This is a genomic window from Blastococcus goldschmidtiae (assembly GCF_031845325.1).
Lineage (GTDB): Bacteria > Actinomycetota > Actinomycetes > Mycobacteriales > Geodermatophilaceae > Blastococcus > Blastococcus goldschmidtiae.
The window spans coordinates 64,882-85,200 of record NZ_JAVREI010000013.1 but is presented as its reverse complement, the minus strand read 5'-3'; the positions used below and the strand labels follow the sequence as shown (position 1 = coordinate 85,200).

22 protein-coding genes and 1 tRNA gene are annotated in these 20,319 nt (G+C 73.8%); 12 read left to right on the top strand and 11 right to left on the bottom strand.

What is annotated here, in order from left to right; all coding sequences use genetic code 11:
* Positions 1-2 precede the first annotated feature (2 nt).
* From RM425_RS16415 to nth, 4 genes are read right to left on the bottom strand one after another with little or no spacing between them, the layout of a single operon-like run.
* The gene (locus tag RM425_RS16415) at positions 3-461 is read right to left on the bottom strand and encodes a cupredoxin domain-containing protein (RefSeq protein WP_311346289.1); all 459 of its coding nucleotides are present in this window, start codon (positions 459-461) and stop codon (positions 3-5) included.
* The gene (locus tag RM425_RS16410) at positions 458-1,219 is read right to left on the bottom strand and encodes an NUDIX hydrolase (protein WP_311346288.1); all 762 of its coding nucleotides are present in this window, start codon (positions 1,217-1,219) and stop codon (positions 458-460) included. The genes RM425_RS16415 and RM425_RS16410 overlap by 4 nt, the downstream gene beginning before the upstream one ends.
* Complete coding sequence (locus tag RM425_RS16405) at positions 1,216-1,773, bottom strand: TlpA family protein disulfide reductase (RefSeq protein ID WP_311346335.1); 558 nt, start codon at positions 1,771-1,773, stop codon at positions 1,216-1,218. Before RM425_RS16405 ends, RM425_RS16410 begins: the two co-directional genes overlap by 4 nt.
* On the bottom strand, positions 1,773-2,573 hold the full coding sequence (gene nth / locus RM425_RS16400) for an endonuclease III (protein WP_311346287.1): 801 nt from the start codon (positions 2,571-2,573) through the stop codon (positions 1,773-1,775). Before nth ends, RM425_RS16405 begins: the two co-directional genes overlap by 1 nt.
* Before the next feature lie 79 nt (positions 2,574-2,652).
* Here nth and RM425_RS16395 point away from each other — a divergent pair, with 79 nt between their 5' ends.
* Together RM425_RS16395 and RM425_RS16390 are read left to right on the top strand one after the other, a co-directional pair.
* Positions 2,653-2,892: a hypothetical protein gene (locus RM425_RS16395; RefSeq protein WP_311346286.1), complete on the top strand. Its 240-nt coding sequence runs from the start codon at positions 2,653-2,655 to the stop codon at positions 2,890-2,892.
* A gap of 181 nt (positions 2,893-3,073) precedes the next feature.
* Positions 3,074-3,748 (top strand): Crp/Fnr family transcriptional regulator, encoded by a 675-nt coding sequence (locus RM425_RS16390; RefSeq protein WP_091767653.1) that lies wholly within the window; start codon positions 3,074-3,076, stop codon positions 3,746-3,748.
* Between the two features lie 165 nt (positions 3,749-3,913).
* Here the strand turns inward: RM425_RS16390 and RM425_RS16385 are convergent, their stop codons facing one another.
* From RM425_RS16385 to RM425_RS16375, 3 genes are all read right to left on the bottom strand, one after another.
* Complete coding sequence (locus tag RM425_RS16385) at positions 3,914-4,705, bottom strand: NUDIX hydrolase (protein ID WP_311346285.1); 792 nt, start codon at positions 4,703-4,705, stop codon at positions 3,914-3,916.
* A gap of 160 nt (positions 4,706-4,865) precedes the next feature.
* Positions 4,866-5,339: a RidA family protein gene (locus tag RM425_RS16380; protein WP_311346284.1), complete on the bottom strand. Its 474-nt coding sequence runs from the start codon at positions 5,337-5,339 to the stop codon at positions 4,866-4,868.
* Positions 5,336-5,506 carry a hypothetical protein gene (locus RM425_RS16375; RefSeq protein WP_311346283.1) on the bottom strand — a complete coding sequence of 57 codons (171 nt, stop codon included), beginning with the start codon at positions 5,504-5,506 and terminating at the stop codon, positions 5,336-5,338. The genes RM425_RS16380 and RM425_RS16375 overlap by 4 nt, the downstream gene beginning before the upstream one ends.
* Positions 5,507-5,664: 158 nt before the next feature.
* Here RM425_RS16375 and RM425_RS16370 point away from each other — a divergent pair, with 158 nt between their 5' ends.
* Genes RM425_RS16370 through RM425_RS16360 form a run of 3 tightly spaced genes read left to right on the top strand, consistent with a single transcriptional unit; the run spans position 5,665 to position 10,240 of the window.
* Positions 5,665-6,660, top strand: a complete 996-nt coding sequence (locus RM425_RS16370; RefSeq protein WP_311346282.1) for an ArsA-related P-loop ATPase — start codon at positions 5,665-5,667, stop codon at positions 6,658-6,660.
* Entirely contained in the window at positions 6,657-7,850 is a 1,194-nt protein-coding gene (locus RM425_RS16365; protein WP_311346281.1) for an ArsA family ATPase, read from the top strand. Before RM425_RS16370 ends, RM425_RS16365 begins: the two co-directional genes overlap by 4 nt.
* A 41-nt stretch (positions 7,851-7,891) precedes the next feature.
* Positions 7,892-10,240 (top strand): penicillin-binding protein, encoded by a 2,349-nt coding sequence (locus RM425_RS16360; RefSeq protein ID WP_311346280.1) that lies wholly within the window; start codon positions 7,892-7,894, stop codon positions 10,238-10,240.
* Positions 10,241-10,250: 10 nt separating this feature from the next.
* Here the strand turns inward: RM425_RS16360 and RM425_RS16355 are convergent, their stop codons facing one another.
* Positions 10,251-10,703 carry a GatB/YqeY domain-containing protein gene (locus tag RM425_RS16355; protein WP_311346279.1) on the bottom strand — a complete coding sequence of 151 codons (453 nt, stop codon included), beginning with the start codon at positions 10,701-10,703 and terminating at the stop codon, positions 10,251-10,253.
* A 51-nt stretch (positions 10,704-10,754) separates the two neighbouring features.
* Between RM425_RS16355 and RM425_RS16350 the strand changes: the two genes are divergently transcribed.
* The 6 genes from RM425_RS16350 to RM425_RS16325 all read left to right on the top strand — a co-directional run bounded on the left by RM425_RS16350 (position 10,755) and on the right by RM425_RS16325 (position 16,017).
* Positions 10,755-11,666: a metallophosphoesterase gene (locus RM425_RS16350; RefSeq protein ID WP_311346278.1), complete on the top strand. Its 912-nt coding sequence runs from the start codon at positions 10,755-10,757 to the stop codon at positions 11,664-11,666.
* Positions 11,667-11,728: 62 nt separating this feature from the next.
* Positions 11,729-11,802 (top strand) — tRNA-Pro (locus RM425_RS16345).
* 141 nt (positions 11,803-11,943) lie between these two features.
* On the top strand, positions 11,944-13,752 hold the full coding sequence (locus RM425_RS16340) for a S9 family peptidase (protein WP_311346277.1): 1,809 nt from the start codon (positions 11,944-11,946) through the stop codon (positions 13,750-13,752).
* A gap of 166 nt (positions 13,753-13,918) precedes the next feature.
* Positions 13,919-14,539, top strand: a complete 621-nt coding sequence (locus tag RM425_RS16335) for a hypothetical protein (protein WP_311346276.1) — start codon at positions 13,919-13,921, stop codon at positions 14,537-14,539.
* A gap of 87 nt (positions 14,540-14,626) precedes the next feature.
* Complete coding sequence (locus tag RM425_RS16330) at positions 14,627-15,208, top strand: RNA polymerase sigma factor (protein ID WP_311346275.1); 582 nt, start codon at positions 14,627-14,629, stop codon at positions 15,206-15,208.
* Positions 15,205-16,017, top strand: a complete 813-nt coding sequence (locus RM425_RS16325) for a hypothetical protein (protein ID WP_311346274.1) — start codon at positions 15,205-15,207, stop codon at positions 16,015-16,017. Before RM425_RS16330 ends, RM425_RS16325 begins: the two co-directional genes overlap by 4 nt.
* A 62-nt stretch (positions 16,018-16,079) precedes the next feature.
* Here the strand turns inward: RM425_RS16325 and RM425_RS16320 are convergent, their stop codons facing one another.
* Both RM425_RS16320 and RM425_RS16315 read right to left on the bottom strand, forming a co-directional pair.
* On the bottom strand, positions 16,080-17,132 hold the full coding sequence (locus tag RM425_RS16320) for an aspartate-semialdehyde dehydrogenase (protein WP_311346273.1): 1,053 nt from the start codon (positions 17,130-17,132) through the stop codon (positions 16,080-16,082).
* Positions 17,129-18,394, bottom strand: coding sequence for an aspartate kinase (locus RM425_RS16315; RefSeq protein WP_311346272.1), 1,266 nt, complete (start codon positions 18,392-18,394; stop codon positions 17,129-17,131). The genes RM425_RS16320 and RM425_RS16315 overlap by 4 nt, the downstream gene beginning before the upstream one ends.
* A 74-nt stretch (positions 18,395-18,468) precedes the next feature.
* Between RM425_RS16315 and RM425_RS16310 the strand changes: the two genes are divergently transcribed.
* A complete protein-coding gene (locus RM425_RS16310; protein WP_311346271.1) occupies positions 18,469-20,064 on the top strand; it encodes a phospholipase D family protein in 1,596 nt (531 codons plus the stop codon).
* 37 nt (positions 20,065-20,101) lie between these two features.
* Here RM425_RS16310 and RM425_RS16305 read toward each other — a convergent pair whose 3' ends face one another.
* Positions 20,102-20,254, bottom strand: a complete 153-nt coding sequence (locus RM425_RS16305) for a hypothetical protein (RefSeq protein ID WP_311346270.1) — start codon at positions 20,252-20,254, stop codon at positions 20,102-20,104.
* Between the last annotated feature and the right edge of the window lie 65 nt (positions 20,255-20,319).

Genomic DNA, 20,319 nt, shown 5'->3' with positions numbered 1-20,319 from the left:
GGTCAGCTCCCCGCGCTCACCGTCATCACGCCCACCTGGTTCAGCTGGGCGTGGAACGTGCAGGTGAAGGGATGGTCACCCGGCACGGTCACCTCGAAGTCGATGGTCATCTCCTGGCCGGGCGCCAGGAAGTCGATGCCCGCGCCGATCGGCTCGGGTCCCTCGCCCTCGTCGAACTCGAGGTTGTGCGTCATCTCCCGGGCTGCGTTGACCAGCGTCAGCCGCACCTTCCCGGGAGCGACGGTGAACCGGTCGGGCGTGAAGACGTAGTCGTCCTGGGTCCGGAGGGTGACCTCCTGGACGCCGTCCTCGGCGACGGTGACCGTCCCGAGGCCCTCGGTGGCGGGCGCCGACGTCCCGCCGGGGGACGAGCCGTCGCTGCCACACCCGGCCAGCACGCCGGCCGCGAGCACCGCGGCGGCGCACAGGGCCGCCGCCCCCCGCCTCGTCCTGCGCCTCATCGGGGGGGAACCGTACGCGTCGGCGCACCGTCCGGCGCGGGATCGGCCACCGTCGGCGCGGCGGCATCGCCGGCCGGGTCGTCGTCCCCGGAGCCGGGCAGGGTGTACGGGCTGAGCCGCGGCGGCCCCATCGGCCGGACGTCGGTCGGGTCCCAGGGCCGGGTCAGGCCGGCCGCCTCGAGGATCGCATCGACCAGACCCGCGGTGAAGCCCCAGATCTCCATGTCCGCCACCGCGAAGGCCGGGCCGATGTACCCCGCGGGGTGGCGCACCCGGTAGCGGTTCGCCGGATCGACCAGCTCGGCCAGCGGCACCCGGGCGACGCGGGCCACCTCGTGGGGATCGCCCACGGTGACGTCACGCGGGTCGTCCCACCAGCCGACGACCGGGACGACCAGCCGGTTGGACGGCGGCAGGTACAGCTCCTGCAGCGTGGCCAGCACCCGGACGCCGTCCGGGTCGATCCCGGCCTCCTCGTGGGCCTCCCGCAGGGCGGTGCCGATCGGGAAGTCGTCGCCGCTCTCCACCCCGCCACCGGGGAAGGCCGGCTGACCGGCGTGGCTGCGCAGGTGTGCCGACTTCTCGATGAACAGCAGGTCGGGGCCGGCCGGGCCCTCGCCGAACAGGATCAGCACGGCCGAGCGCCGGGCGGTCGCCGTCGCCTCCGGCATCCGCCTGGCCAGCGGCAGGTCGTGGGCACCGTCCAGCAGCCGGCGGAGGTACTCCGGCAGTCCCGCTCCATCGTCCGGCGCGGTCACAGCTGCACCCCCAGGTGCTCGGCGACCAGCCCGCGCAGCTCGTCGACGGAGCTGACCTCGCCCACCTCGGTGTGCACCAGCCCGCCGTCGGCGTCCAGGAAGTAGGTGAACGGCAGGACGTTGAGGCCGAGCTCGCCCATGAGCTCCCCGCTGCCGTCGAACGCGCTGGGGAACCCGATGCCGATCTCCTCGGCCAGGGACTCCGCCTGCGGCTGGCCGTCCTTGCTGATCACGCCGATGACCCGTACCCGGTCCCCGGCGTCCTCGGCGAACTCCTGCAGCAGCGGCAGCTCCGCGCGGCAGGGCGGGCACCAGGTCGCCCAGAGGTTCACCAGCGTGGGTACGCCCGGGGCGCGGCCCAGATCGAGGGTCCCCCCGGTCGGGCAGTCGAGGGTCACGGCCGGCATCAGCTCCGCACCGCGCGCTGCCGTGCCGGGCTGGTCCGGGCAGGGCACGAGGGCGCTCGCCCGCGGTTCGGCGGGGGGCTCCTCGGCGTCGCCGGTGCATCCCGCCAGGGCCAGCAGCGCCACGGCCGCGACGGCGCGGCGGCGCATCACTCGGTGTCCGAGGCGGCGGGGGTCTTCACCAGCTTCGCCGCCACCTCAGGGTCGACCGGACCGATCCCGTAGGAGGGGCACCACTTCGCCAGCCCGCAGGCACCGCACGCGGCCTTCTTGGCGTGGCACACCCGGCGGCCGTGGAAGATCACCCGGTGGGAGAAGTCGGTCCACTCCTTCTTCGGGATCAACTCGGCGATCTGCGCCTCGACCTTGACCGGGTCCTCCTCCTCGGTCCAGCCGAAGCGGCGGACCAGCCGGCCGAAGTGCGTGTCGACGGTCAGCCCCGGGACGCCGAACGCGTTGCCGAGGACCACGTTCGCCGTCTTGCGGCCGACCCCGGGGAGGGTGACCAGGTCCGCCATCCGACCCGGGACCTCGCCGTCGAACCGCTCGACCAGCGCCTGCGCCAGACCGAGCGCGGAATTGGCCTTCGCCCGGAAGAACCCGGTGGGCTTGAGGATCTCCTCCAGGTCGGCCCGGTCGGCGCCGGCCAGGGCCACGGCGTCGGGATAGCGGGCGAACAGCGTCGGGGTGACCTTGTTGACCGTCTTGTCCGTCGTCTGCGCGGACAGCACGGTGGCGACGAGCAGCTCGAAGGCGTTGGTGAAGTCCAGCTCGCAGTGCGCGTCCGGGTGGAGAACGGCCAGCTCGCGCGCCATGCGGCGGGCCCGGCGGGTGCGTCCGAGCGGGGTCTCACCGGGGTCGAACGGGGAGGCGCCCGTGCGGGCGGCCCGGGTGGCCCGGCGGACCGGGGCCGGGCGCGCGTAGACCGGCGGAGAAGCGGGGGCGGACACGCGACCGAGGGTAGGCGGACCTGCTGACAGCCACCGACCATGTCATCATCGGGGCTGCCGGAAGTTCGAGGAGGTCGCTGTGGTCGCACTGAGCGTCATCCTCTTCCCGCCTCTCCTGATCGCGTTCCTGCTCGTCATGGAGCGGGTCGAGGAGCCCTTGCGCCGTCCCGCCTCCCCGCGCGAGGTCGGCGAGTTCCTGGACACGGCGAACGCCGCGGAGGTCGACACCCTGGCCTCCTCCGGCATCCGGCGGGCGCTGTCCCGCTGGCGCCGGCGCCGCCGGGGCGGCAGCAGCACCACCAATCCCCCGATGGTCTGAAGAAGGACCTCCCTGCCCCCCACCGCTCGCATGCTCGCGGCGGGCCCCTGCAGGGAGGCCGTCTCGCTCGCAGGGGGGACGTCGTGGGCCACCGAACGGGTGACCCGGGGCACAGGCCCCTAGACTCGCTGCGGACACGGGAGCTCTGCGTCCCGTCATCAGCAGTGGGAAAGGACGTGCAGTGGACGAGGTGTTGGCCCAGTCGGGTCTCTTCCAGGGACTTTCGGAAGACGCGGTGGACCCCGTCCTCAGCCGCCTCGAGATCGTCACGCTCCCCCGCGGCCGCGTCGTCTTCAACGAGGGCGAGCCCGGCGACAGCCTCTACATCGTGATGACGGGCAAGATCAAGCTGTCCCGGCGCGCCCCCGACGGCCGCGAGAACGTGCTGGCCGTGATGGGCCCCTCCGACCAGTTCGGCGAGCTGTCGGTCTTCGACCCGGGTCCGCGGACGGCGACGGCGACCGCGGTCACCGATGTCCGGCTGGCCCGCATGCCGCAGTCGGTGCTGCGCCCCTGGATCGAGGCCCACCCGGAGATCGGCGAGCAGCTGCTCCGCGTGCTGGCCCGCCGCCTGCGCCGCACCAACGACTCCGTCGCCGACCTGATCTTCACCGACGTCCCCGGCCGCGTCGCCAAGGCGCTGCTGCAGATGGCCGACCGGTTCGGCAACCGCGAGAGCGACGGCCTCCGGGTCAAGCACGACCTGACGCAGGAGGAGCTGGCCCAGCTCGTCGGCGCCTCCCGCGAGACCGTGAACAAGGCGCTGGCCGACTTCGTGCACCGCGGCTGGATCCAACTGCAGGGCAAGTCGGTCGTCGTCCTGGACGAGGACCGCCTCCGCCGAAGGGCCCGCTAGGTCCTGTCGCGCCGAGTGGGCCCCGAAGGGGTCCGCGCAGGCGTGACGGTGGGGCTCCGCGCAGGTCGGGACGGCTCCTGGCCGCGGTGCGGCCCGGAGGGTCGCGAGGTAAACAGTGCTGAACGCGAGAGGCCCAGGACCGATCCGGTTCTGGGCCTCTCGCGTTCACTGCTTCCTGGGCGCGACCAGCGGCACCTTGTCGCCGTTGGGCAGGACGGCGAAGCGGCCGTCGGAGGTCTGCTCGAACCCGGGCATGATCGGCTCCAGCGGGTCCGGCGGCGACCCGGCCAGCACCCCGGCGACGTCGGCGAACCGGCCCAGCTGGGACAGCGTGTGCGACGTCGGCGGCAGCATCGGCCGGTCGCCGGCGTGGTGCTCGGCCAGCGCGGCGGCGGGCGCCAGCCACGCGGCCTCGTCCGCCTCGCCGGAGACGTCCCGCGCCTCCTGCCCCGCCGGCAGCGCCGCCGCGAAGAACTTGGTGTCGTAGCGGCGGGACTCCATGGGCGGGGTGATCCAGTGCGCGAAGGGCCGCAGCAGGTCCGACCGCAGCACCAGGCCCCGGCCGGCGAGCAGCTCCGTGAGCGACAGGTCGCGGCTGAGCAGCGCCTGGCGCTGCGCCTCCCAGTCGTCCCCGGACACGTCCGGCACGACCGCACCCTCCGCGGGGCCCGCGAGCAGGACGCCGGCCTCCTCGAAGGTCTCGCGCACCGCGGCGCAGACCAGCTCACGCGCCAGGCGCTCGTCGCAGCCGAAGGCCGCGGCCCACTCGGCGGGCGAGGGACCGGCCCAGCCGATCTCGGTGTCGGCGTCGCGCTCGTCGACCCCTCCGCCCGGATAGGCCGTCATACCGCCGGCGAACGGCATGCCCTTGGTCCGCCGCAGCAGGTACACCTCGAGGCCGGGGTCGCCGTCGCGGACCAGCAGCACGGTGGCCGCGTGCCGGATCTCCGTGGTCATCGGGCCAACCGCCGAAGGCGGCGGCGCCGGCGCGGGGGCCGGAGGCCTCCCGCCGGTGACGCGGGAGCACGCTCATCGCAGCCGGCACCGCACCTCGGCCGCGGTGCGATCCGGAGGATCGCGGTGTCCTGGCCGCGGTGCGGCCCGGAGGGTCGCTGTGTCATGGCCTGAGCTCGACCGTGAGCTCGACCTCCACCGGCGCGCCCAGCGGCAGCTCCGCGACGCCGATGGCGCTGCGGGCGTGCCGGCCGGCCTCACCGAAGATCGTGCCCAGCAGCTCGCTGGCGCCGTTGACCACGCGGGGCTGACCGGTGAAGCCCTCCGCGCTGGCCACGTACCCGACCACGCGCACGATGCGGGCCACCTGGTCCAGGCCGACCAGGTCGTCGACCGCGGCGAGGGCGTTGAGCGCGCAGACCTTGGCGTCCGCGGCCGCGGCCTCGACGTCCACGGAGCCGCCGACCTTGCCGGTGCGGCGCAGGCCGCCGTCGACGAAGGGCAGCTGACCCGACGTGAAGACCAGCGATCCGGTGCGGACCGCCGGGACGTAGGCGGCCACCGGTGCGGCCACCGGCGGCAGCCGGATGCCGAGCTCGGCCAGCCGCGCGTGCCAGCCCGCAGCCGGCGCGGTCACGCCGGGCGCTTGAGGTAGGCCACGAGCTGGTCGGCGCCGCTCGGGCCGGGGAGCACGGTCACCAGCTCCCAGCCGTCCACGCCCCAGGAGTCGAGGATCGCCTTGGTGTTGTGGATGAGCAGCGGGATGGTGGCGTACTCCCACCGCTGGCGTGCCGATTCCGTCATGCCTCGGACGCTAGCGCAGCCCGGCCCCGTCCCGGGGCCCGCCCTGAGCGTGCGAAGGGTGGGGAGGACGGGGTCCTTCCACGGGCGGCCCCGTGCAGGGGCCCGCTCCGAGCTCGCGAGGAGTGGGGGGCACGGGGTCCTTCTCCTACGCTGGAGCGGTGAGCCCCGCCCCGTCGTCCGCGCGCCTGCACGTCGTCACCGGCAAGGGCGGGACGGGGAAGACCACCGTGGCCGCCGCGCTCGCCCTCGCCCTGGCGGCCGACGGGCGCTCGGTGCTGCTGGTCGAGACCGAGGGCCGGCAGGGCATCGCCCAGCTGTTCGACACCGCGCCGCTGCCCTACGAGGAGCGGCGGGTCGCGGTGGCGCGCGGTGGCGGGGAGGTCAAGGCCCTGGCCATCGACGTCGAGGAGGCCCTGCTGGACTACCTCGACATGTTCTACAACCTGCGCCGCGCCGGCCGGGCGCTGCGCAAGATGGGCGCCATCGACTTCGCCACGGCCATCGCGCCGGGTCTCCGGGACGTGCTGATCACCGGGAAGATCAAGGAGGCGGTCACCCGCCGCCACGACGGGACGCACGTCTACGACGCCGTCGTCGTCGATGCGCCGCCCACCGGCCGGATCACCCGCTTCCTCAACGTCACGAACGAGATGGGCCAACTGGCGCGCTCGGGCCCCATCAAGACCCAGAGCGACGGCGTCATGGCGGTACTGCGCTCGCCGCAGACCGTGGTGCACCTGGTCACGATCCTCGAGGACATGCCCGTGCAGGAGACCGCCGACGCGATCGCCGAGCTGCAGGAGGCGGGTTTGCCGATCGGGTCGGTGATCGTGAACCTCGCCACCGACCCCGTGCTCGCGCCCGACGGCCTCGCCCGGGCCGCCTCCGCCGGGCTGACCGGCGCCGACCTCGCCCCCGCGCTGGCCGCGGCCCACCTGCCGGCGAACGGCGACGTCGCCGACGCCCTGGCCGCCCAGACCGTGGAGCACGCCCGCCGGTGGACGGCGCAGGACGCGCTGCGCGACGACGTCGAGGCGCTGGGCCGGCCGACCGTGGAGCTGCCGATGCTGACCGGCCCGGTCGACGTGGGCGCGCTGTTCGAGCTGGCCGGGCGGCTGGACGACCACCTGCGCGACGCCGAGGTGGCCGCGTGAGCGAGCGCGCCCGGCCGCAGGCCCCCGCCCTGGAGCTCGGCGCCCTGATCGCCGACCCGGAGACCCGGATCGTCGTGTGCTGCGGCGCCGGTGGGGTGGGCAAGACGACGACGTCGGCGGCGCTGGCCCTGGCCGCCGCCGAGGCCGGGCGCACCGTCGTCGTCCTCACCATCGACCCGGCCCGGCGGCTGGCCCAGTCCCTCGGCCTGACCGAGCTGGACAACGAGCCGCGGCAGGTTCACGTCCCGGGTGCCGAGGGCGAGCTGCACGCGATGATGCTGGACATGAAGCGGACGTTCGACGACGTCGTCGCCGCGCACTCGACCCCCGACCGGGCCCAGCAGATCCTGGACAACCCCTTCTACCAGACTCTGAGCTCGTCGTTCTCCGGGACGCAGGAGTACATGGCGATGGAGAAGCTCGGCCAGCTGCGGGCCAGCGACCAGTGGGACCTGATCATCGTCGACACCCCGCCCTCGCGGTCGGCGTTGGACTTCCTCGACGCCCCGAACCGGATGAGCCGCTTCCTCGACGGCACGATGATCCGGCTGCTCATGGCCCCCAGCCGGGCGGGCTTCAAGTTCGCCAGCGCGGGCTTCCTGCTGTTCAGCCGGATCGTGTCGAAGATCCTCGGCGGCCAGCTGCTGCGCGACATCTCCGCGTTCGTCGCCGCCCTGGACACGATGTTCGGCGGCTTCCGCGAGCGGGCCACCGCCACCTACGAGCTGCTCCGCCGTCCGGGGACCTCGTTCGTCGTCGTCGCCTCGCCCGAGCCCGACGCCCTGCGCGAGGCCTCCTACTTCGTCGACCGGCTCTCCGCCGACCACATGCCGTTGGCCGGCCTGGTCGTGAACCGGACCCATCCACCGGCGACTGCGGCGCTGTCGGCCACGCGTGCGGCCGCGGCCGCCGAGGAGGTGCTCGAGGCCGGCGGACCGGACGCGGAGCTCGCTGCCGCCGCGCTGCGCGTGCACGCCGAGCGGATGACGCTGGCCGCCCGGGAGCAGCACCTGGCCGACCGGTTCACCAGCGCCCACCCGGAGGTGGCGGTCCGCACCGTGCCCGCCGCGGCCGGTGACGTGCACGACCTCGACGGCCTGCGGACCATGGCCGCCGAGCTGACCGGCGCCGACGCGGACACGCCGACCGGCACGCCGCGCACGCGCATCCTCCCCGCGCGCCGCGGCTGACGCCGCCGCACAGGCGGGAACTCGCCGTACTCTTGGCCGCGATGTCGGACAACGCACGCCTTCGTTCCCGCCTGCTCGGGAAGCTCGCCCTGTCGATCGTCGTGGCCGGGGTGCTGGTCGCCGGTCTCCTGCTGCCCTGGGTCGGGGGGAGCGGGCTGGTCGCGCGCAACTCCGCCAGCCTGCTGGACGCGCTGCCGGTGGAGCTCACCGACGCGACGCCGCCAGGGATGACGCGGGTGGAGGCGGCCGACGGCACGCTGATCACGAACCTGTACGACAAGAACCGCACGCCGGTGGCCTCGGACCAGATCGCCGAGGTCATGAAGCAGGCGTTGGTGGCCATCGAGGACTCGCGGTTCTACGAGCACAACGGCCTCGACGTGCAGGGCACGATGCGCGCGCTGGTGAAGAACCTGGCGGCGGGCGAGGTGCAGGAGGGCGGCTCCACGCTCACGCAGCAGCTGGTGAAGCAGACGCTGCTGCAGACGGCGGACTCGTCCGAGGGCCGGGACGCCGCCACCGAGCAGACGCCGGCCCGCAAGGTGCGCGAGGCGCGGTTGGCGCTGGCTCTGGAGGAGACCTACTCCAAGGACGAGATCCTCACCCGCTACCTGAACCTGGTGTACTTCGGGAAGGGCGCCTACGGCGTCCAGGCCGCGGCCCAGCGCTACTTCAGCGTCGACGCCGCCGAGCTCGACCTGGCCCAGGCGGCCATGCTGGCCGGTCTGGTGCAGCGTCCCTTCTACGACGACCCGATCGACAACCCGGAGAACGCCCAGGTGCGGCGCAACACGGTGCTGCAGCGGATGGCCGCCCTCGGGTACATCACCCCGGAGCAGCTCGCCGAGATCGCGCCGACGCCGGTCGCGGTGGCGCCGGGGATCCCCCCGGCCAACGACTGCATCGACGCCGCCATCGGCGGGTTCTTCTGCGCCTACGCCAAGGACTACCTCGTCAGGGAGCTGAAGCTCACCCAGGCCCAGCTCCGCACCGGCGGGCTCACCATCCGGACCACGCTGCGGCCGGACATGCAGCTCGCCGGCGACCAGGCGGTGCTCAACACGCTGGCGATGGGCGACCCGCTGGCCGGCATGTACACCGCCGTGGAACCCGGTACCGGGAACCTGCTCGCGATGAGCGTCAACCGGCGTTTCGGCTGCGACGGCATCGAGTGCGAGTCGGTCATCCTCAACGCCCGGGCCAGCCAGGGGGCGGGCTCCACGTACAAGGTCTTCGTCGCAGCCGCGGCGATGGCCCAGGGCATCCCGGCGAACCACGTGATCACGACCCCCAACACCTACGTCTCGCGGGTGTTCAAGGACTGGGATCCCGACGCGGGCGTCGCCATCCCCTACGACGTCTCGAACGTGGGCACCCGCTATCCCCGGACGCTGGACATGCGCGAGGCGCTCGTCCGATCGTCCAACACCTACTTCCTCGCTCTGCTGGACCAGCTGGGCAGCCTCGAGCAGCCGGTGCGGATGGCCCAGGCCATGGGGCTGCGTTCCCTCGACCCGGTCGCCGACGCGATCATCGAGCAGCGCAAGCCCGCCTTCGTGCTGGGACCGGACGCCACCAGCCCGCTCGACCTGGCCAGCGCCTACAGCACCCTGGCTGCCAACGGCACCGCGTGCGCCCCGGTCCCGGTTGCGGAGGTGCTGGACCGGAACGGGGAGCCGCTGGAGAACGAGGACGGCACGCCCGTGGTGACCGGGAGCGACTGCACCCCGGAGGCGATCCCGGAGGGCGTGGCCACGACGCTCAACCAGGTGCTCATCGGCGACGTCAGCAGCCCGCAGGGCACCGGCACCCGGGCGGCCGTCCCCGGGCACGAGATCGCCGGCAAGACCGGGACGTCGCAGAGCAACTACTCGGTGACCTTCGTTGGTTACACGCCGCAGTACTCGGCGAGCGTGATGGTGCTCAACCCCAAGCAGAACCAGGAGATCGACGGCTTCGGCGGCGGCATGCCGGCGACGATCTGGCACGACGCGATGGCGCCGATCCTCACCGCCCAGCCGGCGGTCGCGTTCCCACCGGCGGACCCGCAGATCCTGAACGGCCGGAGCCTGCCCGTACCCGGCTGCCTGTCGGTCCGCGACTGCGAGCAGGTGCTCCGCGAGGCCGGTTTCACGACGCGCACCGAGTCGGTCGACAGCCCCCTGCGGCGAGGCTCCTTCCTGCGCACCAACCCGCCGGCCGGCGCCGAGGCGCCGGTCAGCGAGCCGGTGTCCATCGTGGTGAGCGACGGTTCCCAGGCCGGGCGCCGAACCGCCCCGCCGCCCGCACCCGCACCCCGGGCGCCGGTGCCCCCGGCACCGGAGGCACCGGAGGCACCGGAGGCATCCCCCGCCCCAGCCCCCGGGCCCGAGCCCGAGCCGGGCGGCTGAGCAGGACGGTTCAGCCGAGCTGGCGGCGGACCTCGGCGGCCACCCGCGAGCCTTCGGCGCGGCCGGCGACGACGCCGTTCGCGGCGCCCATCACCTTGCCCATGTCCTGCATGCCGGACGCGCCGGTGCGGGTGATGACGTCGGCGACGATCGCCGCCAGGTCCGCGTCCTCCAGCTGGGCCGGCAGGTAGACGGCGAGGACCTCGCCCTCGGCCCGCTCCCGCTCGGCCTGCTCGGCCCGGCCCGCTCCGCCGAACGCCTCGGCGGCCTCGCGGCGCTTCTTCGCCTCCCGGCGCAGGACCGCCTGGACCTCGTCGTCGGACAGCTCCCGGGACTCCTTGCCGGAGACCTCCTCGGCGCTGACCGCGGTGAGGACCATGCGCAGCGTCGCCGTGCGCAGCTCGTCCCGGGCCTTCATGGCGGTGGTCAGGTCGTCGCGCAGCTTCTTCTTCAGGTCGGGCACGGACCCAGCCTGGCACGACGCTCCCCGGGGCCGCGCCCGTAGGCTCCCGGTGTGCGCTGGACCACCGCCGTTCCGACCGCCACCCTCGCCTCGGGCGCGGGTGCGCTCGCCTACGCGAGCCTGTACGAGCGCACCCGCTGGACGCTGCGCCGGTTCGACGTGCCGGTCCTCGCCCCCGGCTCCGCGCCGCTGACCGTCCTGCACGTCTCGGACCTGCACATGACCGCCGGGCAGCGGTCGAAGCAGGAGTGGGTGGCCGGCCTGGCCGCGCTGGAGCCGGACCTGGTCATCGACACCGGCGACAACCTCGCCGGCTTCGACGCCGTCCCCCCGACGCTGCGGGCGCTCGAGCCGCTGATGGAGCGGCCCGGCGCGTTCGTGCTGGCCAGCAACGACTACTACGCACCGCGACCGAAGAACCCGCTCAAGTACTTCTTCCCCGGGCACAAGCGGGTGCACGGGGACGAGCTGCCCTGGCGGGACCTGCGGGACGGGATGCTGGACCGCGGCTGGCTCGACCTCACCAACGCCGCCGGCGAGCTGGTCGTGGACGGACGGCGGATCGTGTTCGCCGGCGTCGACGACTCGCATCTGAAGCAGGACCGGTACGACGTCGTCGCCGGGCGGGCCGACCCGTCCGCCGACCTGCGCCTGGGCCTGGCCCACTCCCCCGAGCCCCGGGTGCTCGACCGGTTCGCCGACGACGGCTACGACTTGCTGCTGTGCGGGCACACCCACGGCGGCCAGCTGCGGGTGCCGTTCTACGGGGCGCTGGTCACCAACTGCGGCATCGACCGCGAGCGGGTGCGCTGGCTGCACCGCTGGGCCGAGCCCCGCGCGGACCACCCCACCGGCACCTGGCTGCACGTCTCGGCCGGGCTGGGCACCAGCCCCTACGCCCCGGCCCGGTTCGCCTGCCCGCCCGAGGCCACCCTGCTCACGCTCACCGCGCGGGACGGCTGAACCGGCCGCTCCCCCGCCGGAGGACTCCGCCGCGGGGAGCGCTAGACTCGACCAGCGCACCTCGGGGTGTGGCGCAGCTTGGTAGCGCGCGTCGTTCGGGACGACGAGGCCGCAGGTTCAAATCCTGTCACCCCGACAGTTGCTCAGGGGCCGCCGATGGCGGCCCCTGAGTCGTTCGCGGGTGCTGGCACGATGGTCTGGTGAGCGAGCTTGCGAGCACACCCGGAGACAGAGCACCGCGCGGCACGCGTTCGACGAGCGCCAGCGAGGAGACCGCGTGACCGCCGAGCCGACCGCCCCCGCCCTTCCTCCCGAGGTCACCGCCCGCTGGCAGGCGCGGTTCCGCGCACCGCGGGTCTCGCTGCCCGACTGGGCGTTCGACGCCCCGCACCGCAACCTGTACGCCTCCGATCTCAGCGGCGTGATCGAGCAGTACGCGTGGGACCGCTCGACGGGCACGCACCGCCAGGTCACCGACCGGCCCAACGGCACGCTGATCGGCACGCTGAGCCCCGACGGCGAGACCATCTGGTGGTTCGCCGACACCGACGGGGACGAGTTCGGCGTCTGGATGACCCAGCCCTTCGGCGGCGGGGAGGACACGGTCGCGGTGGCCGAGGTGGGCCCTGCCTACCCGGCCGGTCTGGAGATCGGCGACGAGCTGGTCGCCATCGGCCGCTCGACCGACGACGGCAGCGAGCTGTGGCTCTGCCCCCGCGGCTCGGCCCCGCGGGTCGTCTACCGGCACTCCGACCCCGCGTCGGTGGACGCGCTGACCCACGACGGCGACCTGCTGGTCATCTCGCACTCCGAGCACGGCGACCCCCGCTACCCGGCGCTGCGGGTCCTCCGGACCTCCGACACCACCGAGGACGCGCCCGCCGTCGTCGCGGAGAAGTGGGATGGCGAGGGCCGCGGGCTGCACGCCTCGGAGTTCGCACCGCTGCCCGGCGACACCCGGCTGCTGGTCGGGCACGAGCGCCGCGGCCGCGAGGAGCTGCTGATCTGGGACGTCGCGGCCGACACCGAGACCGAGATCGTGCTGGACCTGCCCGGTGACGTCTCGGCCGGCTGGTATCCCGACGGGACGGCGCTGCTGGTGGGCCACGACCACGCCGCCCGCACCGAGCTCTACCGGTACGACCTGGCCGGTGGCGCGCTGGAGAAGCTGGACACCCCGACCGGCGTCGTCCGGGGCGCGACCGCACGGCCCGACGGCACCGTGGAGCTGGCCTGGTCCAACGCCGAGCTGCCGCCGGTCATCCGCCGCGCCGACGGCCCGGTCGTCCTGTCGGTGAGCGAGGAGGAGCCGCCGGCCGCCTACCCGGTCGAGGACCGCTGGGTCCCCGGCCCGGGCGGCGACGTGCACGCCTTGCTGGTGCGGCCCGCCGGTGAGGGCCCGTACGCGACGGCGTTCCTGGTGCACGGTGGCCCGGAGTCGGCCGACGACGACTCCTACCGCGCGCGGCGGGCGGCCTACGTGGACGCGGGCTACGCCGTGGTGCACGTGAACTACCGGGGGTCCACCGGCTACGGCTCCGCCTGGCGCGACGCGCTCACCGGCCGGCCGGGGCTGACCGAGCTGGAGGACATCGGCGCCGTCTACGACGCGCTGGTCGCCGAGGGGATCGTCGACCCGGCCCGGGCGCTGCTGACCGGCGGCTCGTGGGGCGGCTTCCTCACCCTGCTCGGGCTCGGCACCCAGCCCGAGCGCTGGGCGGCCGGCATCGCCGAGGTGCCGGTGGCCGACTACCTCGCCGCCTACGAGGACGAGATGGAGGGCCTGCGCGCCTACGACCGGGCGCTGTTCGGCGGCTCTCCGGAGGATGTCCGCGACGTCTACGTGCGCTCCTCGCCGATCACCTACGTCGACGCCGTCGCCGCGCCGGTGCTCGTGGTCGCGGGCGCGAACGACCCGCGCTGCCCGATCCGGCAGATCGACAACTACCTGACCCGCCTCGAGGAGCTGGGCAAGCCGCACGAGGTGTACCGGTTCGACGCCGGCCACGGCTCGCTGGTCATCGAGGAGACGATCCGCCAGGTCGAGGTCGCGCTCGCCTTCGCCCTGCGGCACGTGGGCCCGTAAGCCCCGCTCCCCCCATCGAGGGGACCGCCGGCCGCGCGTAACCCCGCGGCAGGGTGGATCGATAACCGCGGTGTCACCAACGACAAGGGCGACCTGCCGGCGACGGCAGTCAGCAAAGCAACCGGCCCCTCCGGGGCATCGGGGCTACCGAAGGGAAGGCACCACCATGAACCTGCTCGCTCTCCTGCTCGCCAAGGCCGGCGCAGCGACCGCCACCGCCAAGGTCGCCGTCGCCGGGGCCGTGTCCGCCGCCGCGATCGGCACCGCCGGGGCGACCGGGGTGGTGCCGGTCGAGGCGCTGCTCCCCGGCGACACCTCGACGACCGTCGAGGAGGAGGCCGGCGTCCCGGCCGAGGAGACGGCCCCGCCCGCCGACACGGACGGCGACGAGGTCGAGGCGCCGGAAGGGGACCCGGCCCCGGAGGACGAGACCCCCGAGGACGGGACCCCCGACGAGGGGGCGCCCGTGGAGGAGGGAACCCCCGACGAGGAGGCCCCCGTGGAGGAGGCCCCCGAGGCGGACGCCGGGAAGTCCGCCGCTCTGGAGGCGCTCGACGCCGCGCAGAGCAAGGCCCCCGCGCAGGCCGATGCGGGCCTGGACCGTGCCCGCGCGGCCGTCTCGGGCACCCACGAGCGGGGGCCGGGAGCGGCCCGTACCGCGCCTGAGAAGTCCCCGCGCGCCATGCCCACGCAGGCGCAGCGTCCCACCGAGAAGGCCGGGCGCGGGGCCGGTTCGGCCGACCGGGCCGACGAGGAGCCGGCCGAGGCCGGCGCCGGGCGGGACTGACCGGCGCGGACCGATCCTCGACGGATCGACCGACGGCGGGCGGGCCGGAGCGTCCGGTTCGCCCGCCGTCATGCCGATGACATGCACATGGCTTCCGACCCGAGCACCTGGCTCGAGGACGCCCTGACCGCGGCCCGGAGCGGCCAGCCGTGGGCGTTGCGAGCGGTGTACGAGGAGCTGGCGCCCCGGGTGCACGGCTACCTGCGAGCCCGAGGCGCTTCCGAGCCCGAGGACCTGACGAGTGAGGTGTTCCTGACCGTGTTCTCCAAGCTCGGCACGGTGACCGGCGGCGCCGCAGGTCTGCGCACGCTGGTGTTCTCGATCGCCCACGCCCGGCTGGTCGACGACCTGCGCCGACGGTCCCGGCGGGGGGACGATGTCTCCTACGAGAGCTGGCACGACGACCGGACGACGACATCCACCGAGGACGAGGCGGTCGACCGCCTGGGCACGGCGGAGGTCCGGGCACTGCTCGACGAGCTGCCCGCCGACCAGCGCGACGTGCTGCTGATGCGGCTCGTCGGTGACCTGAGCCTCGAGCAGACCGCGCAGGCGATCGGCCGGAGCACCGGGGCGGTCAAGCAGCTCCAGCGCCGCGGGCTGCTCGTCCTGCGCGCACGGCTGCAGGAGTCCGGCCGCTCCGTCGGTGCCCTGGAGGCGACCCCGTGAGCACCGGGCGACCTCCCGTCCTCGACGACCGGACGGTCGAGCGGCTGCTCACCGGGCGATCCGCCCCGGCGGACCCGGAACTGGAGCACGTCCTGGGTCTCGTGCGCTCGATGGGCTCGGGGCCGGCTCCCCGGCCCACGGCGGCACTGGCCGAGCTGCTCGTCACGGGCTTCGAGCCTCAGGCCGCGCCGATCCGCCGCCCCGCTTCCCGGCGGCGGTGGTCGGTCCGCGCCGCCGCGGGGCTGACGGCTGCGGCGGCCTCCCTCCTCGTGGCCGGGACGGCACAGGCGCTGCCCGCGCCCCTGCAGGACGGGCTGGCGGGCGTGGTGCGGGCGCTGACCCCCTTCGAGCTGCCGAGCGCCGCCCCGGCGGACGGCAGCTCCACGCCACCGCCGGGACCGGCCACCGGGAACGGGCGGACGTCGGACGAGCCGGCGCCCGCCCGGGCTCCCTCCGAGCCCGACAGCGGAACGCCGGCGCCCCTGCCCGCTCCTCCTCCCGACGCCGCCAACGGCGGTGGGACAGGCGAGGGACCCCGGGGCCAGGGGCGCGGGTCCGCTGCGCCGACACCGGGACCGGACGTTCCTCGACCGCCTGCCTCCGAGGTCACCCGGGAGAACCCGCGGCCCGCCGCACCGGAGGCCCCGGTGGCGCGTCCGGAGGTGGGCGGCCCGCCCGCCACGGGCGGATCTCCGAAGACCACCGCGGCGCGACCGGTCGATCCCCGGGGCACAGCTCCGGCAGGATCAGCGCAGACGGAGGACACGCCTACGGCCGGCGCTCCACCAGCCCCCGCACGTCAGCCGTGATCATCGAGTTGTTGCCGCCGACACGCGCCGACACGCCACGTCGGCCGGCGACAACCCGATGATCAGCGCGACGCGGCGATGAGCTCCGCGATCTGGATGGTGTTGAGCGCGGCGCCCTTGCGCAGGTTGTCGTTGCTGACGAACAGCACCAGCCCGCGACCGCCGTCCACGCTCTGGTCCTGGCGGATGCGCCCGACGTAGCTGGGGTCGCGTCCGGCGGCGTGCAGCGGGGTGGGAACGTCGGAGAGCTCCACGCCCGGAGCCGCCGCGAGCAGCTCGGTGGCCCGCTCCGGCCGGATCTCACGCTCGAATTCGAGGTTCAGCGACAGCGAGTGGCCGGTGAACACCGGCACGCGCACGCAGGTGCCCGAGACCCGCAGGTCCGGCAGCCCGAGGATCTTGCGGCTCTCATTGCGGAGCTTCTGCTCCTCGTCGGTCTCGAACGTGCCGTCGTCGACGACCGAGCCGGCCATGGGCAGCACGTTGAACGCGATCGGCGCGACGTACTTGACCGGGTCGGGGAAGGTCACCGCCGAGCCGTCGTAGGCGAGCTCGTCGGCCTTCTCGACGACGGCCTTGGCCTGCGAGTGCAGCTCCTGCACGCCGGCGATCCCCGAGCCGGACACGGCCTGGTAGGTGCTGGCGACGATGCGGACGAGGCCGGCCTCGTCGTGCAGCGGCTTGAGCACCGGCATCGCGGCCATGGTGGTGCAGTTCGGGTTGGCGATGATCCGGCCCGACGCCTTCGCGATGTCGCCGGGGTTCACCTCGCTGCAGACCAGCGGGATCTCCGGGTCGCGCCGGAACGCGGAGCTGTTGTCGATGACGACGACGCCGGCCTCGGCGAAGCGCGGGGCCTGCGCGCGCGAGGTGGTGGCACCGGCGGAGAACAGCGCCACGTCCAGACCGGTGGGGTCGGCGGTGGCGGCGTCCTCGACGGTGATCTCGCCGTCGCCCCAGGGCAGGGTGCTGCCGGCGGAGCGGGCGGAGGCGAAGAACCTCAGCTCGGCGAGGGGGAAGTCGCGCTCGGCGAGGATCGAGCGCATCGCTGCCCCGACCTGGCCGGTCGCGCCGACGATGCCGACCCGCAGGCCGCTGTCACTGAACGAGCTCATCGTCCGGTCCCTCCGTAGACGACGGCCTCGACGTCGGAGCCGAGGTCGAACGCGTCGTGCACCGCGCGGACGGCGATGTCGACGTCGGTGTCGCGGCAGACCACGGAGATGCGGATCTCCGAGGTGCTGATGAGCTCGAGGTTCACGCCGGCGTCGGCCAGGGCGCCGAAGAACTTGGCGGAGACGCCCGGGTGCGACCGCATGCCGGCGCCGACCAGCGACACCTTGCCGATGTGCTGGTCGAAGCTCACGTCGGTGTAACCCACCGTGTGCTTGACACGTTCCAGCGCCGCCAGGGCGGTCGGGCCGTCGCTCTTGGGCAGGGTGAAGGAGATGTCGGCGAGCTTGCTGGCCTCGGCCGACACGTTCTGCACGATCATGTCGATGTTGATCTCGGCGTCGGCCAGGACCCGGAAGAGCTGGGCGGCCTCGCCCGGCCGGTCCGGCACCCCGAAGACGGTGATCTTGCCCTCGGAGCGGTCGTGCGCGACGCCCGTGATGATCGCCTGTTCCACCGGGAGGTCCTCCATCGAGCCGGACACGATCGTGCCGGGGAGCTGTGAGTAGGAGCTGCGGACGTGCACGGGGATGCCGTAGCGGCGGGCGTACTCGACGCAGCGGAGCATGAGCACCTTGGCCCCGGACGCGGCCAGCTCGAGCATCTCCTCGTAGGTGATGGTGTCGAGCCGCTGGGCGTTCGGGACGATGCGCGGGTCGGCGGTGAAGACGCCGTCGACGTCGGTGTAGATCTCGCAGACGTCGGCGCGCAGGGCCGCGGCCACGGCGACCGCGGTCGTGTCCGAGCCACCGCGGCCGAGCGTGGTGATGTCCTTGGTGTCCTGGCTGACGCCCTGGAACCCGGCGACGATGACGATCGACCCGTCGTCCAGCGCCGAGCGCAGCCGGCCGGGCGTGACGTCGATGATCCGGGCCTTGCCGTGGCTGCCCGTGGTGATGACGCCGGCCTGCGAGCCGGTGAACGAGCGCGCCTCGTAGCCGTGCGTGGAGATGGCGATGGCCAGCAGCGCCATCGAGATCCGCTCGCCGGCGGTGAGCAGCATGTCCAGCTCGCGACCGGGTGGCTCGTCGGTGATCTGGCCGGCCAGGTCGAGCAGCTCGTCGGTGCTGTCACCCATGGCGGACACGACGACGACGACGTCGTCGCCGTTCTTCTTGGCGGCGACGATCCGCTCGGCGACACGCTTCATGTGTGCTGCGGAGGCGACGGAGGAGCCGCCGTACTTCTGGACGACGAGGGCCACGGGTCAAGAGGCTACCGATGCGGGCCGTCGCACCGGCGCTTGCGTCCGGCAGACGGGTCGGATGTGATCATCGGATGGACGACCCCTCGCAGTGGCTGCTGACCTCCGGGGAGCGCGGCAACTCCGGCAGCGCCCTCCCTGCGTGGACGGCCGGGAACCTGGTCCGGTCCCTGGTGCACGGCGCCGCCTACTTCGACCGGCTGGTGGACGTGGTCGAGCAGCTCGGCGAGGGCGACCGGCTGTGGTTCACCGACTGGCGCGGCGATCCGGACCAGCGGCTGCGTCCCGACGGACCCACGGTGAACGAGCTCCTCAGCGCCGCCGCGCACCGCGGCGTGGACGTCCGTGGCCTGGTCTGGCGCTCGCACACCGACGCGCTCTCCTACAGCAAGGAGCAGAACCGGGCCCTGGACCGGGAGATCGAGGAGGACGGCGGACGCGTCGTGCTCGACCAGCGGGTGCGCCGCGTGGGCAGCCACCACCAGAAGCTCGTGCTGATCCGCTGCCCGGCGGACCCCTCCCGCGACGTCGCCTTCGCCGGCGGCATCGACCTGTGCCACAGCCGTCGCGACGACGCCACGCACGGTGGCGACCCGCAGGCGGTGGACATGGCGTCGGCGTACGGCCCGACACCGCCCTGGCACGACATCCAGGCCGAGATCCGCGGCCCGGCCGTCGCCGTCCTCGACACGACGTTCCGCGAGCGGTGGGACGACCCGACCAGCCCGGTGCAGGGCAACCCGATCGCCTACGTCATCGACCGGTTCCGGCGAGCGCGGCTGGACCCCTCACCGCTGCCGCCCGAACTGCCCCCGCCGCCGCCGGCCGGCCCGCACCTGGTGCAGACGCTGCGCACCTACCCCAAGCTCCGGCCGAGCTACGACTTCGCCCCCGAGGGGGAGCGGTCGATCGCCCGCGGCTACACGAAGGCGGTCAAGAGGGCCCGGCGGTTGATCTACCTCGAGGACCAGTACCTGTGGTCGTCGGAGGTCGCGCAACTGTTCGCCGATGCGCTGACGGACAACCCCGATCTGCACCTGGTGGTCGTCGTCCCGCGCATCCCCGACCAGGAGGGGGCCTTCAACGCGACGCCGCAGTACGTCGGCCGCCGCCAGGCCATCGACCTGTGCGTCCAGGCCGGCGGTGAGGACCGGGTGCACGTCTTCGACGTGGAGAACCACGAGAGCACCCCGGTCTACGTGCACGCCAAGGTCTGCGTGGTGGACGACGTGTGGGCCAGCATCGGCAGCGACAACTTCAACCGCCGCTCCTGGACCCACGACAGCGAGCTGTCCACCGCGGTCCTCGACACCACGCTGGACCCTCGCGAGCCCCGGGACCCGGCCGGGACGGGCGACTGCGCACGCACCTTCGCGCGCGACCTGCGGCTGGAGCTGGCCCGCGAGCACCTGGACCTGGATCCCGATGGCAGCGAGGACGAACTGGTCGTCGACCCGGAGCGCTTCGTCGCGACGCTCGAGTCCCGCGCGGCGGCGCTGGCCGAGTGGCACGAGGGCGGGTGCAGCGGACCACGGCCACCGGGCCGCCTCCGACCACACCGCCCGGAGAAGCTCTCCCGGCTCACCCGGCTGTGGGCCACGCCGGTCTACCGGCTGCTGGTCGACCCCGACGGCCGCCCCCTCCGCCTGCGCCTCCGCAAGGAGTTCTGAGCCCGCGGACCGGCCGGCGACGGGCCCCTGGGGCGGGTCACGTCCGGCGGGACGCCCCGCGGTAGAGGAGGAACCCGAGCAGGGCGATACCCAGCACGGTGAGCACCACGGCCCAGAGCGCGAACTCGAGCAGCGTGCCGAGGAAACCACCGACGAGCGCGAGCAGCAGGATGAGCACGATCCACAACACAGGAACTCCTTCGACGACGACGTGACCTGGATGGCTTCCTGCCCGGCCGGCGCCCGTCCACCCCG

What these genes read in the sequence shown, in the direction of transcription:
- RM425_RS16415 (WP_311346289.1), bottom strand. Translation starts at nt 461, where the DNA reads ATGAGGCGCAGGACGAGGCGGGGGGCGGCGGCCCTGTGCGCCGCCGCG.
- RM425_RS16330 (WP_311346275.1), top strand. Translation starts at nt 14,627, where the DNA reads ATGGCTTCCGACCCGAGCACCTGGCTCGAGGACGCCCTGACCGCGGCC.
- RM425_RS16385 (WP_311346285.1), bottom strand. Translation starts at nt 4,705, where the DNA reads ATGACCACGGAGATCCGGCACGCGGCCACCGTGCTGCTGGTCCGCGAC.
- RM425_RS16335 (WP_311346276.1), top strand. Translation starts at nt 13,919, where the DNA reads ATGAACCTGCTCGCTCTCCTGCTCGCCAAGGCCGGCGCAGCGACCGCC.
- RM425_RS16375 (WP_311346283.1), bottom strand. Translation starts at nt 5,506, where the DNA reads ATGACGGAATCGGCACGCCAGCGGTGGGAGTACGCCACCATCCCGCTG.
- RM425_RS16310 (WP_311346271.1), top strand. Translation starts at nt 18,469, where the DNA reads ATGGACGACCCCTCGCAGTGGCTGCTGACCTCCGGGGAGCGCGGCAAC.
- RM425_RS16320 (WP_311346273.1), bottom strand. Translation starts at nt 17,132, where the DNA reads ATGAGCTCGTTCAGTGACAGCGGCCTGCGGGTCGGCATCGTCGGCGCG.
- RM425_RS16405 (WP_311346335.1), bottom strand. Translation starts at nt 1,773, where the DNA reads ATGCGCCGCCGCGCCGTCGCGGCCGTGGCGCTGCTGGCCCTGGCGGGA.
- RM425_RS16360 (WP_311346280.1), top strand. Translation starts at nt 7,892, where the DNA reads ATGTCGGACAACGCACGCCTTCGTTCCCGCCTGCTCGGGAAGCTCGCC.